A 16744-nucleotide genomic window follows, 5' to 3' on the forward strand; every position below is an offset into this window, starting at 1 on the left:
GTCAGGCCTCGACCTTCTCGACGGCGGGCAGATCGGACGGGCTGGCGAGCCGACCCAGCACCGCCGTCGCGGCGGCCACCAACGGCGAGACGAGGTGAGTGCGGCCGCCCTTGCCCTGGCGTCCTTCGAAGTTGCGGTTGCTCGTGGATGCGCACCGCTCTCCGGGGGCCAACTGGTCGGGGTTCATCCCGAGGCACATCGAACAACCCGCGAAACGCCACTCCGCACCGAACGCGGTGAAGACCTTGTCGAGCCCCTCCGCCTCCGCTTCCAGACGTACCCGCGCCGAGCCGGGGACGACCATGACGCGGACGCCGTCGGCCTTGTGGCGGCCCTCGATGACCGAGGCGAAGGCGCGCAGATCTTCGATGCGGCTGTTCGTGCAGGAGCCCATGAAGACGGCATCCACCGTCACGTCCTTCAGCGGTGTCCCGGCGGCGAGGTCCATGTACGCGAGGGCGCGCTCGGCGGCCGCGCGCTCGTTGGCGTCCGCGAAGGATGCCGGGTCGGGCACGACGTCACTCAGTGAGACGCCCTGGCCGGGGTTGGTGCCCCACGTGACGAAGGGCTCGAGCTCGTTGGCGTCGAGGAAGACCTCGGCGTCGTAGGCCGCGCCCTCGTCGCTCGGGAGAGTCCGCCAGTAGGCGACGGCGTCGTCCCAGTCCTGACCCTGCGGAGCGTGCGGCTTGTCCTTGACGTAGGCGAACGTGGTCTCGTCCGGGGCGATCATGCCGGCGCGGGCCCCGGCCTCGATCGACATGTTGCACATCGTCATCCGGCCCTCCATCGACAGCGACCGGATGGCGCTGCCGCGGAACTCGAGCACATAGCCCTGGCCACCGTTCGCGCCGATCTTGGCGATGATGGCGAGGATGATGTCCTTCGCGGTCACTCCCGGCTTCAGCTCTCCCTCGACCGTGATGGCCATCGTCTTGAAGGGCTTCAGCGGCAGCGTCTGCGTCGCCAGAACGTGCTCCACCTCGCTCGTACCGATACCGAACGCCATCGCTCCGAAGGCGCCGTGCGTCGAGGTGTGGCTGTCGCCGCAGACGACCGTGATGCCCGGCATCGTCAAACCCAGCTGAGGACCGACGACGTGGACGATGCCCTGCTCCTTGTCACCCAGCGAGTGCAGCCGCACCCCGAACTCGTCGGCGTTGCGTCGCAGCGTCTCGATCTGCGTACGACTGGTGAGATCGGCGATCGGCTTGTCGATGTCGAGCGTGGGCGTGTTGTGGTCCTCGGTCGCGATCGTCAGATCGAGCCGCCGCACCGGACGACCCTCGGCGCGCAGACCATCGAATGCCTGGGGGCTAGTCACCTCGTGGACGAGGTGCAGGTCGATGTAGATGAGGTCGGGCTCACCGTCTTCACCCTTGACGACGAGGTGGTCGTCCCAGACCTTCTCGGCGAGGGTCCGCGGACGGTCGGGAATCATGGTGCTCATGCTGTCTCGTTCTCCAGATAAGGGGATCAAGCCCGCGACGGACTCCGCGACGAGAGAGGGCTCAGAACGAGGTCTCGTCGCGGCGGCTAAGGAGAAGGCGAGCGATCCGCACGGGCTCAGACTACCACCGCACCGATCGGCGCCGGATCGTCACGACTCGTCGGTCGCTCCCAGGCGCCGGTCCCGCCGCGCGGCGACGAGGCTCGCACCGGTGGCCACGAGCATCGAGATGACGATCACGCCGAGCGACATCCATGTCGAGATGTCGGGCGCCCACGAGATGTTCTCGCCGCCGTTGATGAAGGGCAGCTCGTTCTCGTGCATCGCGTGCGCGATGAGCTTGACGCCGATGAAGGCGAGGATGAAGGCGATGCCGTAATGCAGGTACTTCAGGCGGTCGAGAAGATCGCCGAGAAGGAAGTAGAGCTGGCGGAGACCCATCAAAGCGAAGATGTTCGAGGTGAAGACGATGAAGGGGCTCTGCGTGATGCCGAAGATCGCCGGGATCGAGTCGAGTGCGAAGAGGAGATCGGTCATTCCGATCGCGACGAACACGATGATCATCGGCGTGAACATCCGCTTGCCGTCGACCACGGTGCGAACCTTCGGTCCGTCATAGTCGTCGGTGATGTCGACCGTGCGACGCAGCAGCCGCACCACGAAGGACTCCTTCTTGATCTCGTCGTCGTGGTCGCCGCCGGGAAACGCCTGCTTCCAAGCGGTGTAGATGAGGAACGCACCGAAGATGTAGAACACCCAGCTGAACTGCTCGATGATGGCGGCGCCGGCGAGGATGAACAGGCCTCGGAGGACCAGGGCGATGATGATGCCGACCATCAGCACCTTCTGCTGGTAGCGGCGCGGCACGGAGAACTGGCTCATGATCAGCACGAAGACGAACAGGTTGTCGATCGACAGGCTGTACTCGGTGAGCCAGCCGGCGACGAACTGACCCGCGTACTCCCCACCCGCGAAGAACCACATCAGCCCCGCGAAGACGAGCGCGAGTGCGACATAGAAGGCGACCCACAGACTCGACTCCTTGGGCGTCGGGATGTGCGGCCGCTTCGCGATGAGCGTCAAGTCGGCGACGAGGATCAGGACGAGGACGATCAGCGAACCGATCTCGAACCAGACGGGGAGGTCCATGCAGGCCTTTCGAGGGAGGACGAAACGTCGAAAGTCTCTCCCCCGCCAGCGGTGCTGCGGCGCGTGCCCGGGGTCCCGACGTCGGGCCCGTGATGACGGACACGCGAGAACGGGATACTCCCTCTCGCAGCGACCACGATACCGGCATCCATGACGCGCCGTGTTCTGAGACGATCCTCCTCTCGCCGACACTCCCCCAGTAAGAGACGATGAGGACACCATGACCGACCACTCCGGAGCGCGCACCGACGCGGAGCTGGTCGCGGCGGCGGCCGCGGGCAGCGACCTCGCCTTCCGCGCTCTCTACCGCTCGCACGTACGTGCGGTGTATGCGCTGGCGCGTGCGATGGTGGGCACGGCCACGGATGCCGAGGACGTCACACAGGAGACGTTCTTGGTGGCGTGGCGAAAGATGAGCGGGCTCGAGTTGGAGAGCGAGTCGCTCCTGCCCTGGCTCGTCACGATCTGCCGGTTCCAAGCTGCCAACCGAATACGGCGTCAAAAGCGCGACCGTGAGCATCTGGCTTCTGCGCTCGATGAGAGCCTGCCCGCGGGGGCCGATGTCGAGCAGGCGGTGATCTCCTCGGAACTCGTGGGGCGGATCAGCGGACAGCTGTCGACCCTCAGCACACTCGACCAGGAGATCTTCCGCCTGTGCGCCGCCGAAGGCTACGGGTACAGCGAGGCCGCCGCCCATCTCGGGGTCAGTCATGGCGTCGTCCGCAATCGCCTCTCCCGCATCCGCAGCGCGCTGCGCGCCACCATCACCTCGGAGGGGTCATGACGACCAACGACAGCACTGTCCACGAACTCACCGACGACCGCATCGACGCCATCGAACAGGGTCTGTTCGGCCGAATCGCCGAGGAGCGCGCCGTGCAGGTGCGGGACGCAGAGCGCCAGCGCGTGCGAGCGGTGCGCCGCGGACGCGTGTGGATGGGCGGCACTGCAGCCGCCGCGCTCTTGGCCCTCGCGGCTATCATCGGCCCGACCGTTCTCCAGGCGCTCGGCGGCGCCTCGACGGCATCGTCTTCATCCCTTCCCGCCGTGTCGCTCGAGGGCACCGGAGCCATGGTGCCCGCACCGGAAAGTCGTCTCGGCGCCACGAGTGGATCCGGCGCGGCGGGCGGCGCGGCCTCGGATGGCGCCACAGGCGCGGCGAGCGGGGCCGACCGCGAGATCGCGGTGAGCGCATCGGCCACCGTCGAGGTGAAGGACGCGGCATCCGCTGCCCAGGCGATCGCGGCAGTGGCAACCGCATCGGGAGGGTACGTGGAGTCGCAGAGCACGGGCACGACACCGGTGATGTCCGTCGTCCCGCCCACCGACACCTCGATGATGGCGCCGGCGCCCTCGAGCGCGTGGATCACGGTGCGCGTGCCCGCCGACGGACTGTCGAAGGTCGTGACCGGTCTGTCGGAGCTCGGCACGGTCACGGCGTCGGAGACGTCTCGACGGGATGTCACGACCGAGACGCTCGACCTGCAGGCTCGCGTCTCCGCCCTGGAGAGCTCCGTCGCACGGTTGACAGAGCTGATGACGCAGTCGTCCTCGACGGCGGATCTGATCGCCGCGGAAGCCGCGCTCGCCGCGCGCCAGTCGGAGCTGGACTCGCTGCGCCAACAGCTGGCGTGGACCCAGTCGCAGGTGGCGATGTCGACGCTGACGGTGTCGCTGGTCGAGCCCTCACCGGCCGTCAGCGCCGATCCCGCCGGGTTCGGCGACGGACTCGCGGCCGGATGGAGCGGACTCATCGTGACCCTCAACGGCCTCGTCGTCGCGATCGGGTTCCTGCTCCCGTGGCTCGGCGTCGCCGCGGTGATCGCGGCCCTTGTGGTGCTCATCGTGCGCGTGCGCCGGCGTCGCCACAGCCGACGGAACGCACCGGCCGGTTCCGTCGAGAATCCGTGACCGCGCACGCGAACGGTCGACGACGCACAGAAGCCCGGTCCGTGTGGACCGGGCTTCTGTTGTGGTGACCCCAGCGGGATTCGAACCCGCGTTACCGCCGTGAGAGGGCGGCGTACTAGGCCGCTATACGATGGGGCCGTACTTTTTCGCTGCGTAAGCAACCGTTCGATTATGCCATGACGATCGACGCCTCGCCAAATCGAGGCTCGCATGCGCGCTCGGCTTGCCCGGATCGCACGACAGGCGTTGACTGACGGCATGCGCGTCACCAAACACGAACACGCCTGCCTGCGCCTGGCGCGAGAGGGCAGCCAGCTCATCATCGACCCGGGCAGCTTCACTCTTCCGCTGCAGGATCTCGCCGGCACAGTGGGGGTCGTGCTGACCCACGAGCACCCCGACCACTGGACGCCCGAGCACCTGCGCCGGATTCGCGAGCACGCGCCCGCCGTGCCCATCTACGGGCCCCAGGGCGTCGCCGACGCGGCGGCGGAGTTCGACGTCACCGTCGTGACCCCCGGCGACAGCGTGAGCGTCGGGCCCTTCTCGCTCCGCTTCTTCGGTGGACGGCATGCCGTGATCCACGAGTCGATCCCCGTCATCGACAACGTCGGCGTCCTGGTCGACGACGCGTTCTACTACCCCGGCGATTCGTTCTCGGCGCCCGAGGGGGTAGACGTGCGGTTGCTCGCCGCTCCGGTCGGCGCTCCGTGGCTGAAGGTCGGTGAGGCGATGGACTTCGTCCTCGCCGTGCGCCCCGAGCACGCTTTCGCGACCCACGACATGACGCTGTCCCGCATCGGCCTCGACATGCACCGCGCACGGCTGCAGTGGGCCACGGAACAGGGCGGGGGACGGTTCCGTCCGCTCGAACCGGGCGACGCGATCGATCTCTGACCCCCGAAACGCCGGATGCCGCGACTCCTGGTCACTCCAGGGTCGCGGCATCCGTTCGTGTGAGCCGATCAGGCCTCGGCGTCGTGGTCGGTCTCCAGGAACGCGACGAGCGCGTCGAGCGCGGCATCCGCACCCTCGCCCTCGGCCTTGAGCGTGACGACGGTGCCCTGCGTGGCGCCGAGACCCATCAGCGTGAGGATGCTGCCGGCGTTGAGGTCAGGACCGCCCTCGACCGCGATCGTCACGGGGACGCCGGTCTGCTGAACGGCCTGCACGAAGAGCTTCGCGGGGCGCGCGTGCAGACCCGAGCTGCTGGCGACGGTGGCCTGGCGTTCTGCCATGGGATCCTCCTTGGATCGGTCGTTTTCTTCTGTCTTCGAGCCTAGGCGCTGACGGCTTCGGGAGAAACCGCGTTGGCGCCGGACATACCCTCGTTGGCGGCCGATCCGCGGCGCGCGAAGCGCTTGAGAGCGACGACCGAGAAGGCCGCGACGACCGTACCCGCGGCGATGGCGACGAGCCACAGCCAGAAGTTGTCGATCGCGAAGAAGACGAACACGCCGCCGTGAGGCGCCTTGCTCGTGACGGCGAACGCCATCGAGAGGGCACCGGTGACCGCGCCGCCGAGCATCATGGAGGGGATGACCCGGAAGATGTCGGCCGCGGCGAACGGGATCGCGCCCTCGGAGATGAACGCCGCGCCCAGCAGCCAGGCCGCCTTGCCGTTCTCGCGCTCCGGCTCGGTGAAGAGCTTGCGGTCGATGACGGTCGAGGCGAGGGCCATTGCGAGCGGCGGGACCATGCCGGCAGCCATGACGGCGGCCATGATCTGCAGGTAACGCTCGTCACCGGCGATGCCGGCGGCGAGGTTGCCCGTCGCGAACGCGTAGGCGACCTTGTTGACGGGGCCACCGAGGTCGAAGCACATCATGAGGCCGAGGATGATGCCGAGGATGATCACGCCGGCGCCGGACAGGCCCGACAGCCAGTCGTTCAGAGCCTTGGTCAGCCACGCGATCGGGCCACCGAGAACCAGGAGCATGAGCCCCGAGGCGAAGATCGAGCCGAGCAGCGGGATGATCACGACGGGCATGAGACCGCGCAGCCAGCGCGGCACGTCCAGACCGTTGAGCCAGCGTGCCGCCACACCGGCGAGCAGACCGCCGACGATGCCGCCGAGGAAGCCCGCGCCCATGAAGCCCGCGACCGCGCCCGCGACGAAACCGGGGGCGATACCCGGTCGGTCGGCCATGCCGTACGCGATGTAACCGGCGAGGGCAGGAACCAGGAAGCCGAACGAGAGCGCACCGATCTTGAACAGCACGGCACCGAGGTAGACGATCAGCGAGGTGTCACCGAGGTTCCACAGCGTCGAGGCGCCGAGGATCTTGTCCGCATTGAACGCGATCTCGTACCCGCCGAGCAGGAAGCCCAGCGCGATGAGCAGACCGCCGCCGGCGACGAAGGGGATCATGTAGCTGACGCCGGTGAGGAGCGCCCGCTTGATGCTCGCGCCGTACGACTCCCCCGCACCCGACGTCGCGGTGGATGCCGCGGCCGCCGAACCGCTCACGCGCGCGGCGTTCGGGTTCTTCGCGGCGGCGATCGCTTCGGCGACCAGCTGAGCCGGCGCTTCGATGCCGCGCTTGACACTCGCGCGCACGACGGGCTTGCCCGCGAAGCGCTGCGGCTCGCGCACGTCGACGTCGACGGCGAAGATGACGGCATCCGCCGCCTCGATGATCTTCGGGTCGAGCGCCTTGTATCCGCTCGAGCCCTGCGGCTCGACGATGAGGTCGACGCCGTCCTTGCCGCCCTGCGCGGTGAGCGCGTCGGCGGCCATGAAGGTGTGCGCGATGCCGGTGGCGCAGGCGGTGACCGCGACGATGCGCGCGGGGCGCCCGTCGATGAGGTGGGCGCTGTCCGCGGCTGCGGCTGCGGCGGGCGCCGCGGCCGGTGCCGCGGTGCCGGAGACGGCGGCCGTCACGAGGGCGACGACGTCTTCGGCCGTCGCGGCCGAACGAAGACCCGCGGTGAAGTCCTCGCGCATGAAGCTGCGGGCCAGCTGCGACAGCACGGCCAGGTGCTCCTCGGCGGCGGTGTCGGGGGCCGCGATGAGGAAGACGAGGTCGGCGGGGCCGTCGTCGGCGCCGAAGTCGATGCCGGGCTTCAGCCGCGCGAACGCCAGCGTCGCCTCGCGCACCGCTGCGCTCTTGGCGTGCGGGATCGCGATGCCGCCCGGAAGGCCGGTCTCGTCGGTCTGCTCGCGCTTCCAGGCGTCGGCGGCGAGGGCTGCGGCATCCGTCGCCCGTCCCGTCGCCGCCACGCGGGCGGCGAGGGCGTCGATGACGGCCCGCTTGTCGGTGCCGAGCGACTCGTCAAGGCTGACGAGCGCCGGCGTGATGATCTCTGACACGGTGACCTCCAGTGGTCGTTTGGGTACAGGGTGGGTTTTCAGAGGGCGAGAGGCCTCACCGGCACGTCGCCGGGGAGGAGATCGGTGGGGGTGGGGGCCTGTGTTCCCGGCAGGGCGGCCGCCGCCGACCCGTAGCGGATGCCGCTGCGCACCCGCTCGTCGGGAGCAGCGCCGGCGACGTCGGCGAGCAGGAACCCGGCCAGCGAGCTGTCCCCCGCACCCACGGTGCTGCGCACACGCGTGGGCGGAGGGGTACCGAACCAGGCGCCGTCGGGGTCGACGAGCACGGCGCCGTCGCCGCCGAGCGTGACGAAGGCGGCCCCGACGCGGGTCGGTACGAGCTGGCGCGCGACGGCGAGCACCGCCTCGGGCAGCGGCAGCTCCGCGTCGAGGGCGACGCCGGCCAGCTCCGCCAGTTCCTCATCGTTGGGCTTGATGAGGTCGGGGCGTCCGCGCTCGACGACCGCGCGCAACGCGGGCCCCGACGTGTCGACCGCGATACGGGGAGCGGATGCTCCCGCGGCACGAACGGCGGTGATCACGTCGACGTAGAAGTCCTCCGAAAGGCCCGGCGGGAGCGAGCCGGCCAGCACGAGCCAGTCGGCATCTGCCGAGGCGCGCACGGTCGCATCGATCAGCGTCGCCGCGTCCTGCGCGGTGCGCGTGACGCCCGGAAGGTTGATCTTGGTCGTCACGCCGTCGCTGTCGGTGAGCGTCAGGTTCGCGCGCGCGGCGCCCGGCAGCGGCACCGCGAGAACCGGCACGTGAGCGGAACGCAGCACGGCGGCGAACGGGTCGTCGGCGTCCAGCGGGAGAACGGCGCGCGTCGCGACGCCGGAGCCGGCGAGCACGCGGGTCACGTTGATGCCCTTGCCCCCGGCATCCTCGCGGACGGAGAGCGCGGACTGCACTTCGCCCACGCGCAGCGCGTCGGACAGCGTCACGGTGCGATCGAGAGACGGATTGGCGGTCAGGGTGACGATCATGCGATCCACACCTCCACATCGGCGTCGCCGAGGGCGGCGACGAGGTCGGCAGGGGGCTCGGCGTCGGTGACGAGGATGTCGAGGTCGGCCAGACGACCGAAGGAGACGAGCAGTTCGCCGTCGAACTTCTCCGCGTCGGCGAGGACCACGATCCGGCGGGCCGAGGCGATGACGGCGCGCTTGACGGCCGCCTCGTCGGGGTCGGGGGTGCTGAGCCCGAACGCGGCCGACAGTCCGTTCGTGCCGATGAAGGCGAGGTCGGGTCGAAGGCGCGAGATCGCATCGACGGTCTGCGCGCCCACCGCGGCGGCCGTCAGACCGCGAACGCGGCCGCCGATCGCCGTGAGGTTCAGCGCCGGTGCTCCGGCGAGCAGGTGCGCGACGGTCATCGAGTGCGTGACGACCTCGAGCGGGTGCGCCGTCGTGGCGCGCTGAGCCAAGAGTCCCGCCAGCGCGGCCGTGGTGGTGCCCGCGTCGATGTAGACCGAGCCGTCACCGTGGGTGCCGATGGCGTCCAGCGCGCGCGCCGCGATGGCGAGCTTCGCATCGGTGCGACGCTGAGTGCGCTCGACGAAGGAGGTCTCCGCGGTACTGACGCGGGTGCGGGCGACGGCTCCCCCGTGCACGCGACGCACGAGGCCCGCCGACTCGAGCTGATCGAGGTCGCGGCGAACCGTCTCGGTAGTGACGCCGAAGCGGCGGGCGAGATCGATGACGACGACCCGACCCTCAGTGGTGATCAGCTGCTCGATGAGCTGCTGTCGCTCCGTTGCGTACACGGTTCCTCCTTGAATAGCCACACATTACAACACAAACACAGCCGCATCAACACACCAGCCCGGGAAAAACCACATCACGCACAGAAGGGCCCCGATCCGAAGACCGGGGCCCTTCTGTCGCGCGGCGCGCGGAGAGATGCCGAGGCTCAGGCCTCGCTCATCACCGTGACTTCCTGCTGACCGCGTGCAGCCAGAGCGGCGGCGCGAGCGGCGATGCGACGCTCCTGTTCGACCTGACCGGCATCCAGCGTCTCCTGGTCGACGGGGTAGCTGTCCACCTTGTTCACACCGTTGTACTTCGCGATGTAGGCGTCCAGCTCCGGGCCGGACTCCCACGAAGTGATGAGGCAGTAGCGCGGCTCCGCGCCGTAATGGGCGGCGGCGTGCCACAGCCGCTGCGTATCGACGATCAGCTGCGCGCCCGCCGGCAGCGCGATCCGCGTCTCCTCGCTCGGATCGGTGCGGTTCTCACGCAGGACGAAGTAGCTCGTGGTGTCGTCCGTGAGGTTGAAGAACCCGCGCACCACCCACCCCGTGCCATCGGGGTTCAGACGGTTGTTGTCGTCCTGGTGCAGGTTGTAGAGGCAGTCCGCGTACGTGTTGGGCTGCAGCTCGATGATGCGGCAACGTCCGACGTTCGCACCCGGCTCCATCGCGCGCGCTGTGAGCGTCGGCGCGATGGCGGTCTGCGAGTCGATCCAGACGCCGTCCTTGTCGGTGCGCGGCGGCTTGTGGTTCCAGAAGCCGTTGCACTCGATCTCACCCTTGGCCGAGGCCAGCGGTGCGAAACGGGTGTCGCCCGAGGACTTCCAGTCGACGTATTCGACGTCGAGCCATTCCTTCGGATCGATCTCGTTGTTGTAGCGGTCGAGGACGACGTAACCGGTCTCCTCGAGAGCCGCGCTCTTGATGTAACCCATGACGGATTCAACCTTTCTGCCGGACAAGCGAAGTTTTTACAGGCCCGGCCGAGGCAAGCCTACAGAGCGCCCATGTGAACGCGATTAGACTCGACGGCGGTCATCGAGAGCGAGCGCGGAGGCGACACGGACAGTATGAACAGCGGTACGCATCTCGCCCCCTCGGTCGCGGCGGCACACGTCTCGGCCACCGCTGTCGCAACGATCCGCTGGCTCTCGGCATCCGACACGACCATCGTCGTCCCGGTGTATCAGCGCCAGTACCGATGGGACATCGGCGGGTGCGAACAACTGCTCGCCGACGTGCGCGCCGTCGCCGATGCCGGCGCCGGACAGACGCACTTCATCGGTTCGATCCTGTCGACGGCGTCGAGCTCCTCGGACGACGATGCGCACCTGGTGCTCATCGACGGACAGCAGCGCATCACCACTCTGATGCTGCTGGTCGCCGCCCTGCATCACACGCTGCGCGACGACGACCCCGCACTCGCCGCCGAGCTCGAGCGCGTCCTGGTGCGCAGCGACGATCCGACGCGCACCAAGCTGCGTCCGCACCGCGCGTGGGCCGATGTCTTCGAGAGCGTCGTGCTCGGTCGCCGAGAGGCGGACGAGCAGATGCGCGAGTCGCGCTTCGACGACAACTACGCGTTCTTCCGCAGTCAGATCCGCCCCGACGAGGCCGCCCACATCTGGCGGGGCCTGGAGCGCCTCGAACACGTGTCGATCACCCTGGGCGCCGACGCGAACGCCCAGCAAACCTTCGAGAGTCTCAACTCCACCGGCGAGCCGCTGCGTGACCACGAGCTGATCCACAACTACGTCCTCATGGGACTCTCGCACGCCGAGCAGGGCGAGATCGAAGACGAGTATTGGATGCCGATCGAGCACGACACCGGCGAGCAGATCGGCGACTTCTGGCGCCACTACCTGGTCATGCTCACCGGGCGCGAGGTCACGGTCGCCGGTGAGCGGGGCGTCTACGACACCTTCCGTTCCCAGTTCCCACGCCTCGACCTCGCGACGCTGCGGGAGCGCGCCGCGCAGTGGCGTCGCTACGCGGGCATCTACCGGATCCTCCTCGATCCTGCGCGCGCCGACGATCCTGTCATCGCACGACAGCTGGCCTACCTCAACACCTTCGGTCGCGGCATGTACCCCCTGGCGCTGCGGCTGCTTCACGAACACGGCGAAGGAGACCTCAGCGCTGCCGAGCTGCGTGTCTCGCTCGAGCACGTGCAGTCGCTGCTGCTGCGACGCACCGTCGTGGGCGTGACGACCGACCGGCTGGTCGCACGCCTGTGCCGTGCTGCTGCGGTGTCGAGCGACGCCCTGGTGCAGGCGATCGCGCGCATCACCCCGTCGGACGAACGGACCCGCGTGGGGCTCAAGTACACGGCACTTCCGCACCCCTCCTACGTGTTGAAGCGTCTGGCGGGCGACATCGATCTTCCCGGCATCGACCTGGAGCACGTTGCACCCGCCGCACCCTCCGACGACTGGTCGCCCGACGGCATCCGCCGATGGGCCGACCTCACCGACGACGAGCAGAACAGCTTCCGCGCGCTGGCACCCACACTCGGCAACCTCACGCTGCTGGAAGACCAGCTCTTCGAGCGGGCGTTCGACGCCTCGTTCCCGCAGAAGCGCGCGGTGTACGACGAGAGCGCCGTCGGGATCACGCGCGCGATCGCCCGCACCGAGACGTGGAGCACGGCAGCCATCGCCGCGCGCACGCAGGCACTGACCGAGCTGTTCCTCCAGGTGTGGCGTCGCCCCGCCGTCGTCAGCATCGACGACGACAATCTGACGCCCATCCTGGATGCCGTGAAGCGGCGCGGCTGGCCGCGCGGATGGCAGCGCGAGTTCGACTACGTCGAGTTCCGCGGCGAGCACTGGGAGGTGCCGGACATCCGCTACCTCTTCAACCGCATCTTCAAGCGTCTGTGGGCCGACTCCCGCCAGAGCGTCATCGATTTCAGCGCGCGGCGCGGCGGACCGGTCTATCCCGCGAAGGCGTGGAACGGCCAGTGGGATGAGCTGGCCGACGGGCGATACCTCTACATGGGCTGGGACTCGAAGTACATGCTCACTGCGGTTCAGGGCGTGCTCGACGAGGCGGGGTGGGCCTCGGAGGTGTTCGTCAAGTACTCCTACATCGGTAACGCGATGAAGTGATCGGAGCCGTCATGTCACGTCGATCGACCACGCCTCGCCGCTCCCGCACCGAGCGCGGCTCAGCGCGGCGCTGGCGCGACGTGCGGCGGCAGGTCGACGCCCTCGACGTCGCGACCTTCGCCGCGGTGGCGCGCACGCACAGCCCGTTGCTGGACGCGACGATGCCGGCGCTGACGCGTGCCGCCGACCGTTCGGTGCTGTGGATGGCGATCGCGGGTCTGCTCGCACTCACCGCCCGCCCACGCGGCCGGCGTGCCGCGGCGCGCGGGCTGGCGGCCATCGGGCTCACGAGTCTGCTCGCGAACCAGGTCTCCAAGCGCCTGCACCGCCGCCCCCGACCGTCCATCACACAGGTGCCGGCGCAGCGGCTGGCCCGGCGGATTCCCGACTCGACGTCGTTCCCGAGCGGTCACTCGGCCAGCGCCATGGCCTTCGCCGCCGCCGCATCCGCCGAGATGCCCGCGTTGACCGTTCCGCTGCGTGCCCTCGCCGGACTCGTCGGGTTCTCTCGCGTCGCCACGGGCGCCCACTACGCGTCCGATGTGGCGGCAGGCTTCGCCCTGGGCGAAGCGATCGCCTGGCTGACGACCCGCGTCGTCCCGGTCGAGCGCGTGGACCCGCTGCAGGATGCTCTCGCCGTGCACGCCGGCACGCCCCGGCCCGACGGCGCAGGAATCGCGCTGGTGATCAACCCGCGCTCCGGATCCGGGCGCGCGGCGCGCATCCTTCCGACCGTGCGGCGCGCCCTCCCCCGCCTGCGGGTCGTCGAGCTCGGCGCGGACGACGACTACGCGGCCAGCATCCGCGCGACGGCAGCCGACTGCGAGGTGCTCGCCGTCGCCGGCGGGGACGGCACCGTCCAGCAGGCCGCGGCCGCCGCCCGCGAACAGGGCATCCCGCTGGCCGTGCTGCCGGCGGGAACGTTCAACCACTTCGCCAAGGACCTCGGCATGTACCCGCTGTCGACGGCGATCGCGGCGATCCGCGCCGGGACGGTGGCCAAGGTCGACCTCGGTGAGGTCAACGACAAGATCTTCGTAAACACGGCCAGCGTCGGCGCGTACACGGACTTCGTGACGATCCGGGAACGCTACGAACACCGCATCGGCAAGCCGCTGGCCGCGCTCGTCGCCGCGGTAAAGACCCTGGGCACCGCCCGCGCGGTCCGCATCCGGGTGCGCGATCTCGACGGCGAGACGGTCGACGCCCGCTTCAGCCTCCTCTTCCTCGGCAACGGGCGGTATGAACCACGGGGATTCGCTCCGGTGCACCGCGCCACCCTCGACGACGCGCGACTGGATCTGCGTGTGCTGGGCGTCTCACGCCTGGGGTCCCGCGCGCGCGTCTTCGTCGACTTGTTCACCGGGCGGATCTCGCGCAACCGTCGGTATCAGGAGTTCTCGGATGCCGAGTTCGACCTGGAACTGCTCGACGGTCCGTATCGCATCGCCCGTGACGGCGAAGTGGGCGAAGAGGTCGATCATCTCCGCGCGCGCGTGCTTGCCCGCTCCCTCACCGTGATCGCGCCCGCCGCGTCCGCGCGCTGACTCAGGTTGCGGGAGGGCGCACAGCGCCGGCGGCCGCCGCATCCAGGTAGCGGACGACCGCGAGCACGCGGCGGTGGTCGTCGGCATCCACGGGAAGGCCCAGTGCGTCATAGATGTTCGAGGTGTGCTGGACGATCGCCTTCTCGGTCAGCACCAGGGCTGCCGCGATCCCGGCGTTGCTGCGCCCCTGTGCCATGAGAGCGAGCACCTCCAACTGCCTCGGGGTGAGCCCGCCCACCGCACCGCCGAAGCGACCGGCACGGGCGAGCATCAACTCGACGACCTCCGGGTCGAGCGCGGACCCGCCCGCCGCGACCCGGCGAAGGTCGGCGGTGAACGTGCGCACATCGGCGATGCGCTGCTTCAGCAGGTACCCGACTCCCCCGGCCTGGGCCCCCAGCAGCTCCGTGGCGTACCGGCGCTGCACGTGCTGCGAGAGAACGACCACACCGACCTGCGGGTGAGCGCGACGGACCCGCACGGCCGCCGCGAGGCCCTCGTCGGTGTGGCTCGGCGGCATCCGGATGTCGGTGATGGCCAGATCCGGCATGCGCGCGTCGACGGCCTGTTCCCAGTCCGCCGCGGTGCCGACCGCACCGATGACGCTGAACCCCTCCTTCTCGAGAACGTGCGTCAGCCCTTCGCGCAGCAGCACCTCGTCTTCGGCGATGATCACGCGCACGGCAGCTCGACTCCCACTCGGGTGCCACCGCCGCGCGGCGACACGATCTCGACGGCGCCTTCGAGAGCCGCGACCCGGTCGTGCAGACCGCGCAGACCCGCACCGACACCGATGCGTGCATCACCCACGCCGTCGTCCTCCACGACGACCGTCAGGCGGTCCTCGCGGAGAGCGACGCTCACCCGCAAGGCCGTGGCGCCCGCGTGTTTGACGGCGTTGGTGAGCAGCTCCGCGATCACGAAGTACGCCGTGTGCGCCGCCGCCGCCGACACACGGGACTCATCGACGTCGGCACTCAACAGCGCCGGTACCTCCGCGCGATCGACGAGTTCCTCGACCGCGGCCACCAGCCCCCTCTCGCGCAGCGGCGCCGGCATGACGTTGTACACGAGCCGGCGCAGCTCCGCCGCCGCCTCGTCGATGCCGGCCCGCAAGTGCTCCGCGGCCGCGGGGGTGTCCTCGCCGATGACGCCGGCCATCGACTGGGCCTCCAGCGCCAGCAGCACCAGCTGCACCTGGAGTCCGTCATGAAGATCGCGCGCGATGCGTGCCCGCTCGGCGTACGCCGCCTCCATCAACCGGCGCCGAGACTGGATGAGCTCCTCGTTCGAGAGGGTGAGCTCTGCGGTGAGACGCTCACGGTCGATCGCGATCGCCAAGATCTCCCCCGCCCGCCTCACCGTCAGAGGATCGTCGGTGACGCGGGTGTCGTAGTCGATGGCCCCGACCAGGCGACCGTCGACGCGCACCGGCACGTGCGCCCTCCCGCCGGCCGGCACGGCGGGGGCGAACGCGACACCATCGGCATCCACGAAGCTTCCACTCTGCGCCGACCAGTACACGACCCGAAGGCTGTCATCGCCCAGGCTGGCTCGCAGCGCCCGCTCGACGGCCGGCTTGTCGGGGCCTCCGACCGCGAGCCACGCGCTCAGCGACTCCAGCGCCGTGGTTCGAGCGAACGACCCGGCCACGACGCCGAGGAGGAAGGCCACCGGCAGCCCGGCCATGAGAGCGAGCTGGACGACTCCGACCACGGACGCCGCCGTGCCGGTCAGCAACCGGGGCGCCGCGACGATGCCGAGCACGGCGACGATGCCGTATGCCGACAGCGGCAGCAGGATGCGGCGATGCCGACGGTCGCTGATAACGAGGCGGATCGTGAGAATCGCCGCCGTCGCCGTCATCACCAGGGCGCCGAGAACGGGCTGCACCACGCTGATCAGCGCCCCGGCGCGCGGAGCGGCCACGCGCAGCGCGTCCAGTCCCGTCGCCGCTGCGTAGCCGGCTATGACGACGCCCACGGACAGGCGACCCCGCAGTCGGCCGGATGGAAAGGCGTGCAACAGGTGAACCGTCACGGAGAACACGGAGGTCGCGAACAACGCGGACACCACGTCGGACAGCGGCAGCTGAAGGTTGCCGAGCCCGCCGAGGCACAGGGCGACGGCTCCGAGCAGGATCAGGGGTCCGGTGCCGTTGGCGGGGCGGCGCCACCACGCGAGCACACCGGCGGTCACCCAGATCCACAACACGACGGTGAACGCGACGAGGGCATTAGCCATGTCGGGGTGCGCCGCGATCGCGGCCAGCTGCACCACCCCGACGATCACCGCGAACGCCACGATGACCCACAGCGCGAGCTCGAGAGGCAGGACCTGTCGCCGATGTCCTCGCCCGGCGCGTCGAGGCTCGACTCCACGCGTACGCGCTGTCACCATGCGTCGACCGTACCCCCGGCGACGTCTGCGCGAACGGGACCCAGGTCCATGGCCTCACGGCGGCGCTCTCCCCTAGGTTCGATCCAGCGGAACGCCTTCGCACACGGATCGTCGCCG

The 16744-nt window shown here is 69.5% G+C and carries 14 protein-coding genes and 1 tRNA gene; 5 read left to right on the forward strand and 10 right to left on the reverse strand.

Features of this window, described 5'->3' with window-relative positions; all coding sequences use genetic code 11:
* Window position 1: 1 nt before the first annotated feature.
* Both leuC and DEU37_RS12720 read right to left on the reverse strand, forming a co-directional pair.
* The gene (gene leuC, locus DEU37_RS12715; protein ID WP_121191007.1) at window positions 2-1447 is read right to left on the reverse strand and encodes a 3-isopropylmalate dehydratase large subunit; all 1446 of its coding nucleotides are present in this window, start codon (window positions 1445-1447) and stop codon (window positions 2-4) included.
* Window positions 1448-1597: 150 nt separating this feature from the next.
* Window positions 1598-2596 carry a TerC family protein gene (locus DEU37_RS12720; RefSeq protein ID WP_121191008.1) on the reverse strand — a complete coding sequence of 333 codons (999 nt, stop codon included), beginning with the start codon at window positions 2594-2596 and terminating at the stop codon, window positions 1598-1600.
* 220 nt (window positions 2597-2816) lie between these two features.
* Here DEU37_RS12720 and DEU37_RS12725 point away from each other — a divergent pair, with 220 nt between their 5' ends.
* On the forward strand, window positions 2817-3380 hold the full coding sequence (locus DEU37_RS12725; protein WP_121191009.1) for an RNA polymerase sigma factor: 564 nt from the start codon (window positions 2817-2819) through the stop codon (window positions 3378-3380).
* Window positions 3377-4507 (forward strand): DUF4349 domain-containing protein, encoded by a 1131-nt coding sequence (locus DEU37_RS12730; RefSeq protein WP_121191010.1) that lies wholly within the window; start codon window positions 3377-3379, stop codon window positions 4505-4507. The genes DEU37_RS12725 and DEU37_RS12730 overlap by 4 nt, the downstream gene beginning before the upstream one ends.
* A 62-nt stretch (window positions 4508-4569) precedes the next feature.
* On the opposite strand, the gene DEU37_RS12735 is transcribed toward DEU37_RS12730, so the two are convergent.
* Window positions 4570-4645, reverse strand: a tRNA-Glu gene (locus DEU37_RS12735).
* 120 nt (window positions 4646-4765) lie between these two features.
* On the opposite strand from DEU37_RS12735, the gene DEU37_RS12740 reads away from it, so the two are divergent.
* Entirely contained in the window at window positions 4766-5404 is a 639-nt protein-coding gene (locus DEU37_RS12740; RefSeq protein ID WP_183043687.1) for an MBL fold metallo-hydrolase, read from the forward strand.
* Window positions 5405-5472: 68 nt separating this feature from the next.
* Here the strand turns inward: DEU37_RS12740 and DEU37_RS12745 are convergent, their stop codons facing one another.
* The 5 genes from DEU37_RS12745 to DEU37_RS12765 all read right to left on the reverse strand — a co-directional run bounded on the left by DEU37_RS12745 (window position 5473) and on the right by DEU37_RS12765 (window position 10505).
* Window positions 5473-5745: an HPr family phosphocarrier protein gene (locus DEU37_RS12745; RefSeq protein ID WP_005050170.1), complete on the reverse strand. Its 273-nt coding sequence runs from the start codon at window positions 5743-5745 to the stop codon at window positions 5473-5475.
* A gap of 41 nt (window positions 5746-5786) precedes the next feature.
* A complete protein-coding gene (locus DEU37_RS12750) occupies window positions 5787-7820 on the reverse strand; it encodes a fructose-specific PTS transporter subunit EIIC (protein WP_121191012.1) in 2034 nt (677 codons plus the stop codon).
* Window positions 7821-7858: 38 nt separating this feature from the next.
* Entirely contained in the window at window positions 7859-8806 is a 948-nt protein-coding gene (locus DEU37_RS12755) for a 1-phosphofructokinase family hexose kinase (protein WP_121191013.1), read from the reverse strand.
* On the reverse strand, window positions 8803-9585 hold the full coding sequence (locus DEU37_RS12760) for a DeoR/GlpR family DNA-binding transcription regulator (RefSeq protein WP_005050165.1): 783 nt from the start codon (window positions 9583-9585) through the stop codon (window positions 8803-8805). The genes DEU37_RS12755 and DEU37_RS12760 overlap by 4 nt, the downstream gene beginning before the upstream one ends.
* 146 nt (window positions 9586-9731) lie before the next feature.
* Window positions 9732-10505 (reverse strand): hypothetical protein, encoded by a 774-nt coding sequence (locus DEU37_RS12765; RefSeq protein WP_121191014.1) that lies wholly within the window; start codon window positions 10503-10505, stop codon window positions 9732-9734.
* Between the two features lie 135 nt (window positions 10506-10640).
* Here DEU37_RS12765 and DEU37_RS12770 point away from each other — a divergent pair, with 135 nt between their 5' ends.
* Both DEU37_RS12770 and DEU37_RS12775 read left to right on the forward strand, forming a co-directional pair.
* The gene (locus tag DEU37_RS12770) at window positions 10641-12680 is read left to right on the forward strand and encodes a DUF262 domain-containing protein (RefSeq protein WP_121191015.1); all 2040 of its coding nucleotides are present in this window, start codon (window positions 10641-10643) and stop codon (window positions 12678-12680) included.
* A gap of 11 nt (window positions 12681-12691) precedes the next feature.
* Complete coding sequence (locus tag DEU37_RS12775; protein WP_121191064.1) at window positions 12692-14227, forward strand: bifunctional phosphatase PAP2/diacylglycerol kinase family protein; 1536 nt, start codon at window positions 12692-12694, stop codon at window positions 14225-14227.
* Between the two features lies 1 nt (window position 14228).
* On the opposite strand, the gene DEU37_RS12780 is transcribed toward DEU37_RS12775, so the two are convergent.
* Both DEU37_RS12780 and DEU37_RS12785 read right to left on the reverse strand, forming a co-directional pair.
* Window positions 14229-14909 carry a response regulator transcription factor gene (locus tag DEU37_RS12780; RefSeq protein WP_121191016.1) on the reverse strand — a complete coding sequence of 227 codons (681 nt, stop codon included), beginning with the start codon at window positions 14907-14909 and terminating at the stop codon, window positions 14229-14231.
* Complete coding sequence (locus tag DEU37_RS12785) at window positions 14900-16627, reverse strand: sensor histidine kinase (RefSeq protein WP_121191017.1); 1728 nt, start codon at window positions 16625-16627, stop codon at window positions 14900-14902. The genes DEU37_RS12780 and DEU37_RS12785 overlap by 10 nt, the downstream gene beginning before the upstream one ends.
* Window positions 16628-16744: the final 117 nt, after the last annotated feature.

The organism is Microbacterium sp. AG790 (assembly GCF_003634765.1).
Lineage (GTDB): Bacteria > Actinomycetota > Actinomycetes > Actinomycetales > Microbacteriaceae > Microbacterium.

Bases quoted from the DNA above. Each gene is read 5' to 3' on its own strand.
- leuC (WP_121191007.1), bottom strand. From the start codon at position 1,447: ATGAGCACCATGATTCCCGACCGTCCGCGGACCCTCGCCGAGAAGGTC.
- DEU37_RS12720 (WP_121191008.1), bottom strand. From the start codon at position 2,596: ATGGACCTCCCCGTCTGGTTCGAGATCGGTTCGCTGATCGTCCTCGTC.
- DEU37_RS12725 (WP_121191009.1), top strand. From the start codon at position 2,817: ATGACCGACCACTCCGGAGCGCGCACCGACGCGGAGCTGGTCGCGGCG.
- DEU37_RS12730 (WP_121191010.1), top strand. From the start codon at position 3,377: ATGACGACCAACGACAGCACTGTCCACGAACTCACCGACGACCGCATC.
- DEU37_RS12740 (WP_183043687.1), top strand. From the start codon at position 4,766: ATGCGCGTCACCAAACACGAACACGCCTGCCTGCGCCTGGCGCGAGAG.
- DEU37_RS12745 (WP_005050170.1), bottom strand. From the start codon at position 5,745: ATGGCAGAACGCCAGGCCACCGTCGCCAGCAGCTCGGGTCTGCACGCG.
- DEU37_RS12755 (WP_121191013.1), bottom strand. From the start codon at position 8,806: ATGATCGTCACCCTGACCGCCAATCCGTCTCTCGATCGCACCGTGACG.
- DEU37_RS12765 (WP_121191014.1), bottom strand. From the start codon at position 10,505: ATGGGTTACATCAAGAGCGCGGCTCTCGAGGAGACCGGTTACGTCGTC.
- DEU37_RS12770 (WP_121191015.1), top strand. From the start codon at position 10,641: ATGAACAGCGGTACGCATCTCGCCCCCTCGGTCGCGGCGGCACACGTC.
- DEU37_RS12775 (WP_121191064.1), top strand. From the start codon at position 12,692: ATGTCACGTCGATCGACCACGCCTCGCCGCTCCCGCACCGAGCGCGGC.
- DEU37_RS12785 (WP_121191017.1), bottom strand. From the start codon at position 16,627: ATGGTGACAGCGCGTACGCGTGGAGTCGAGCCTCGACGCGCCGGGCGA.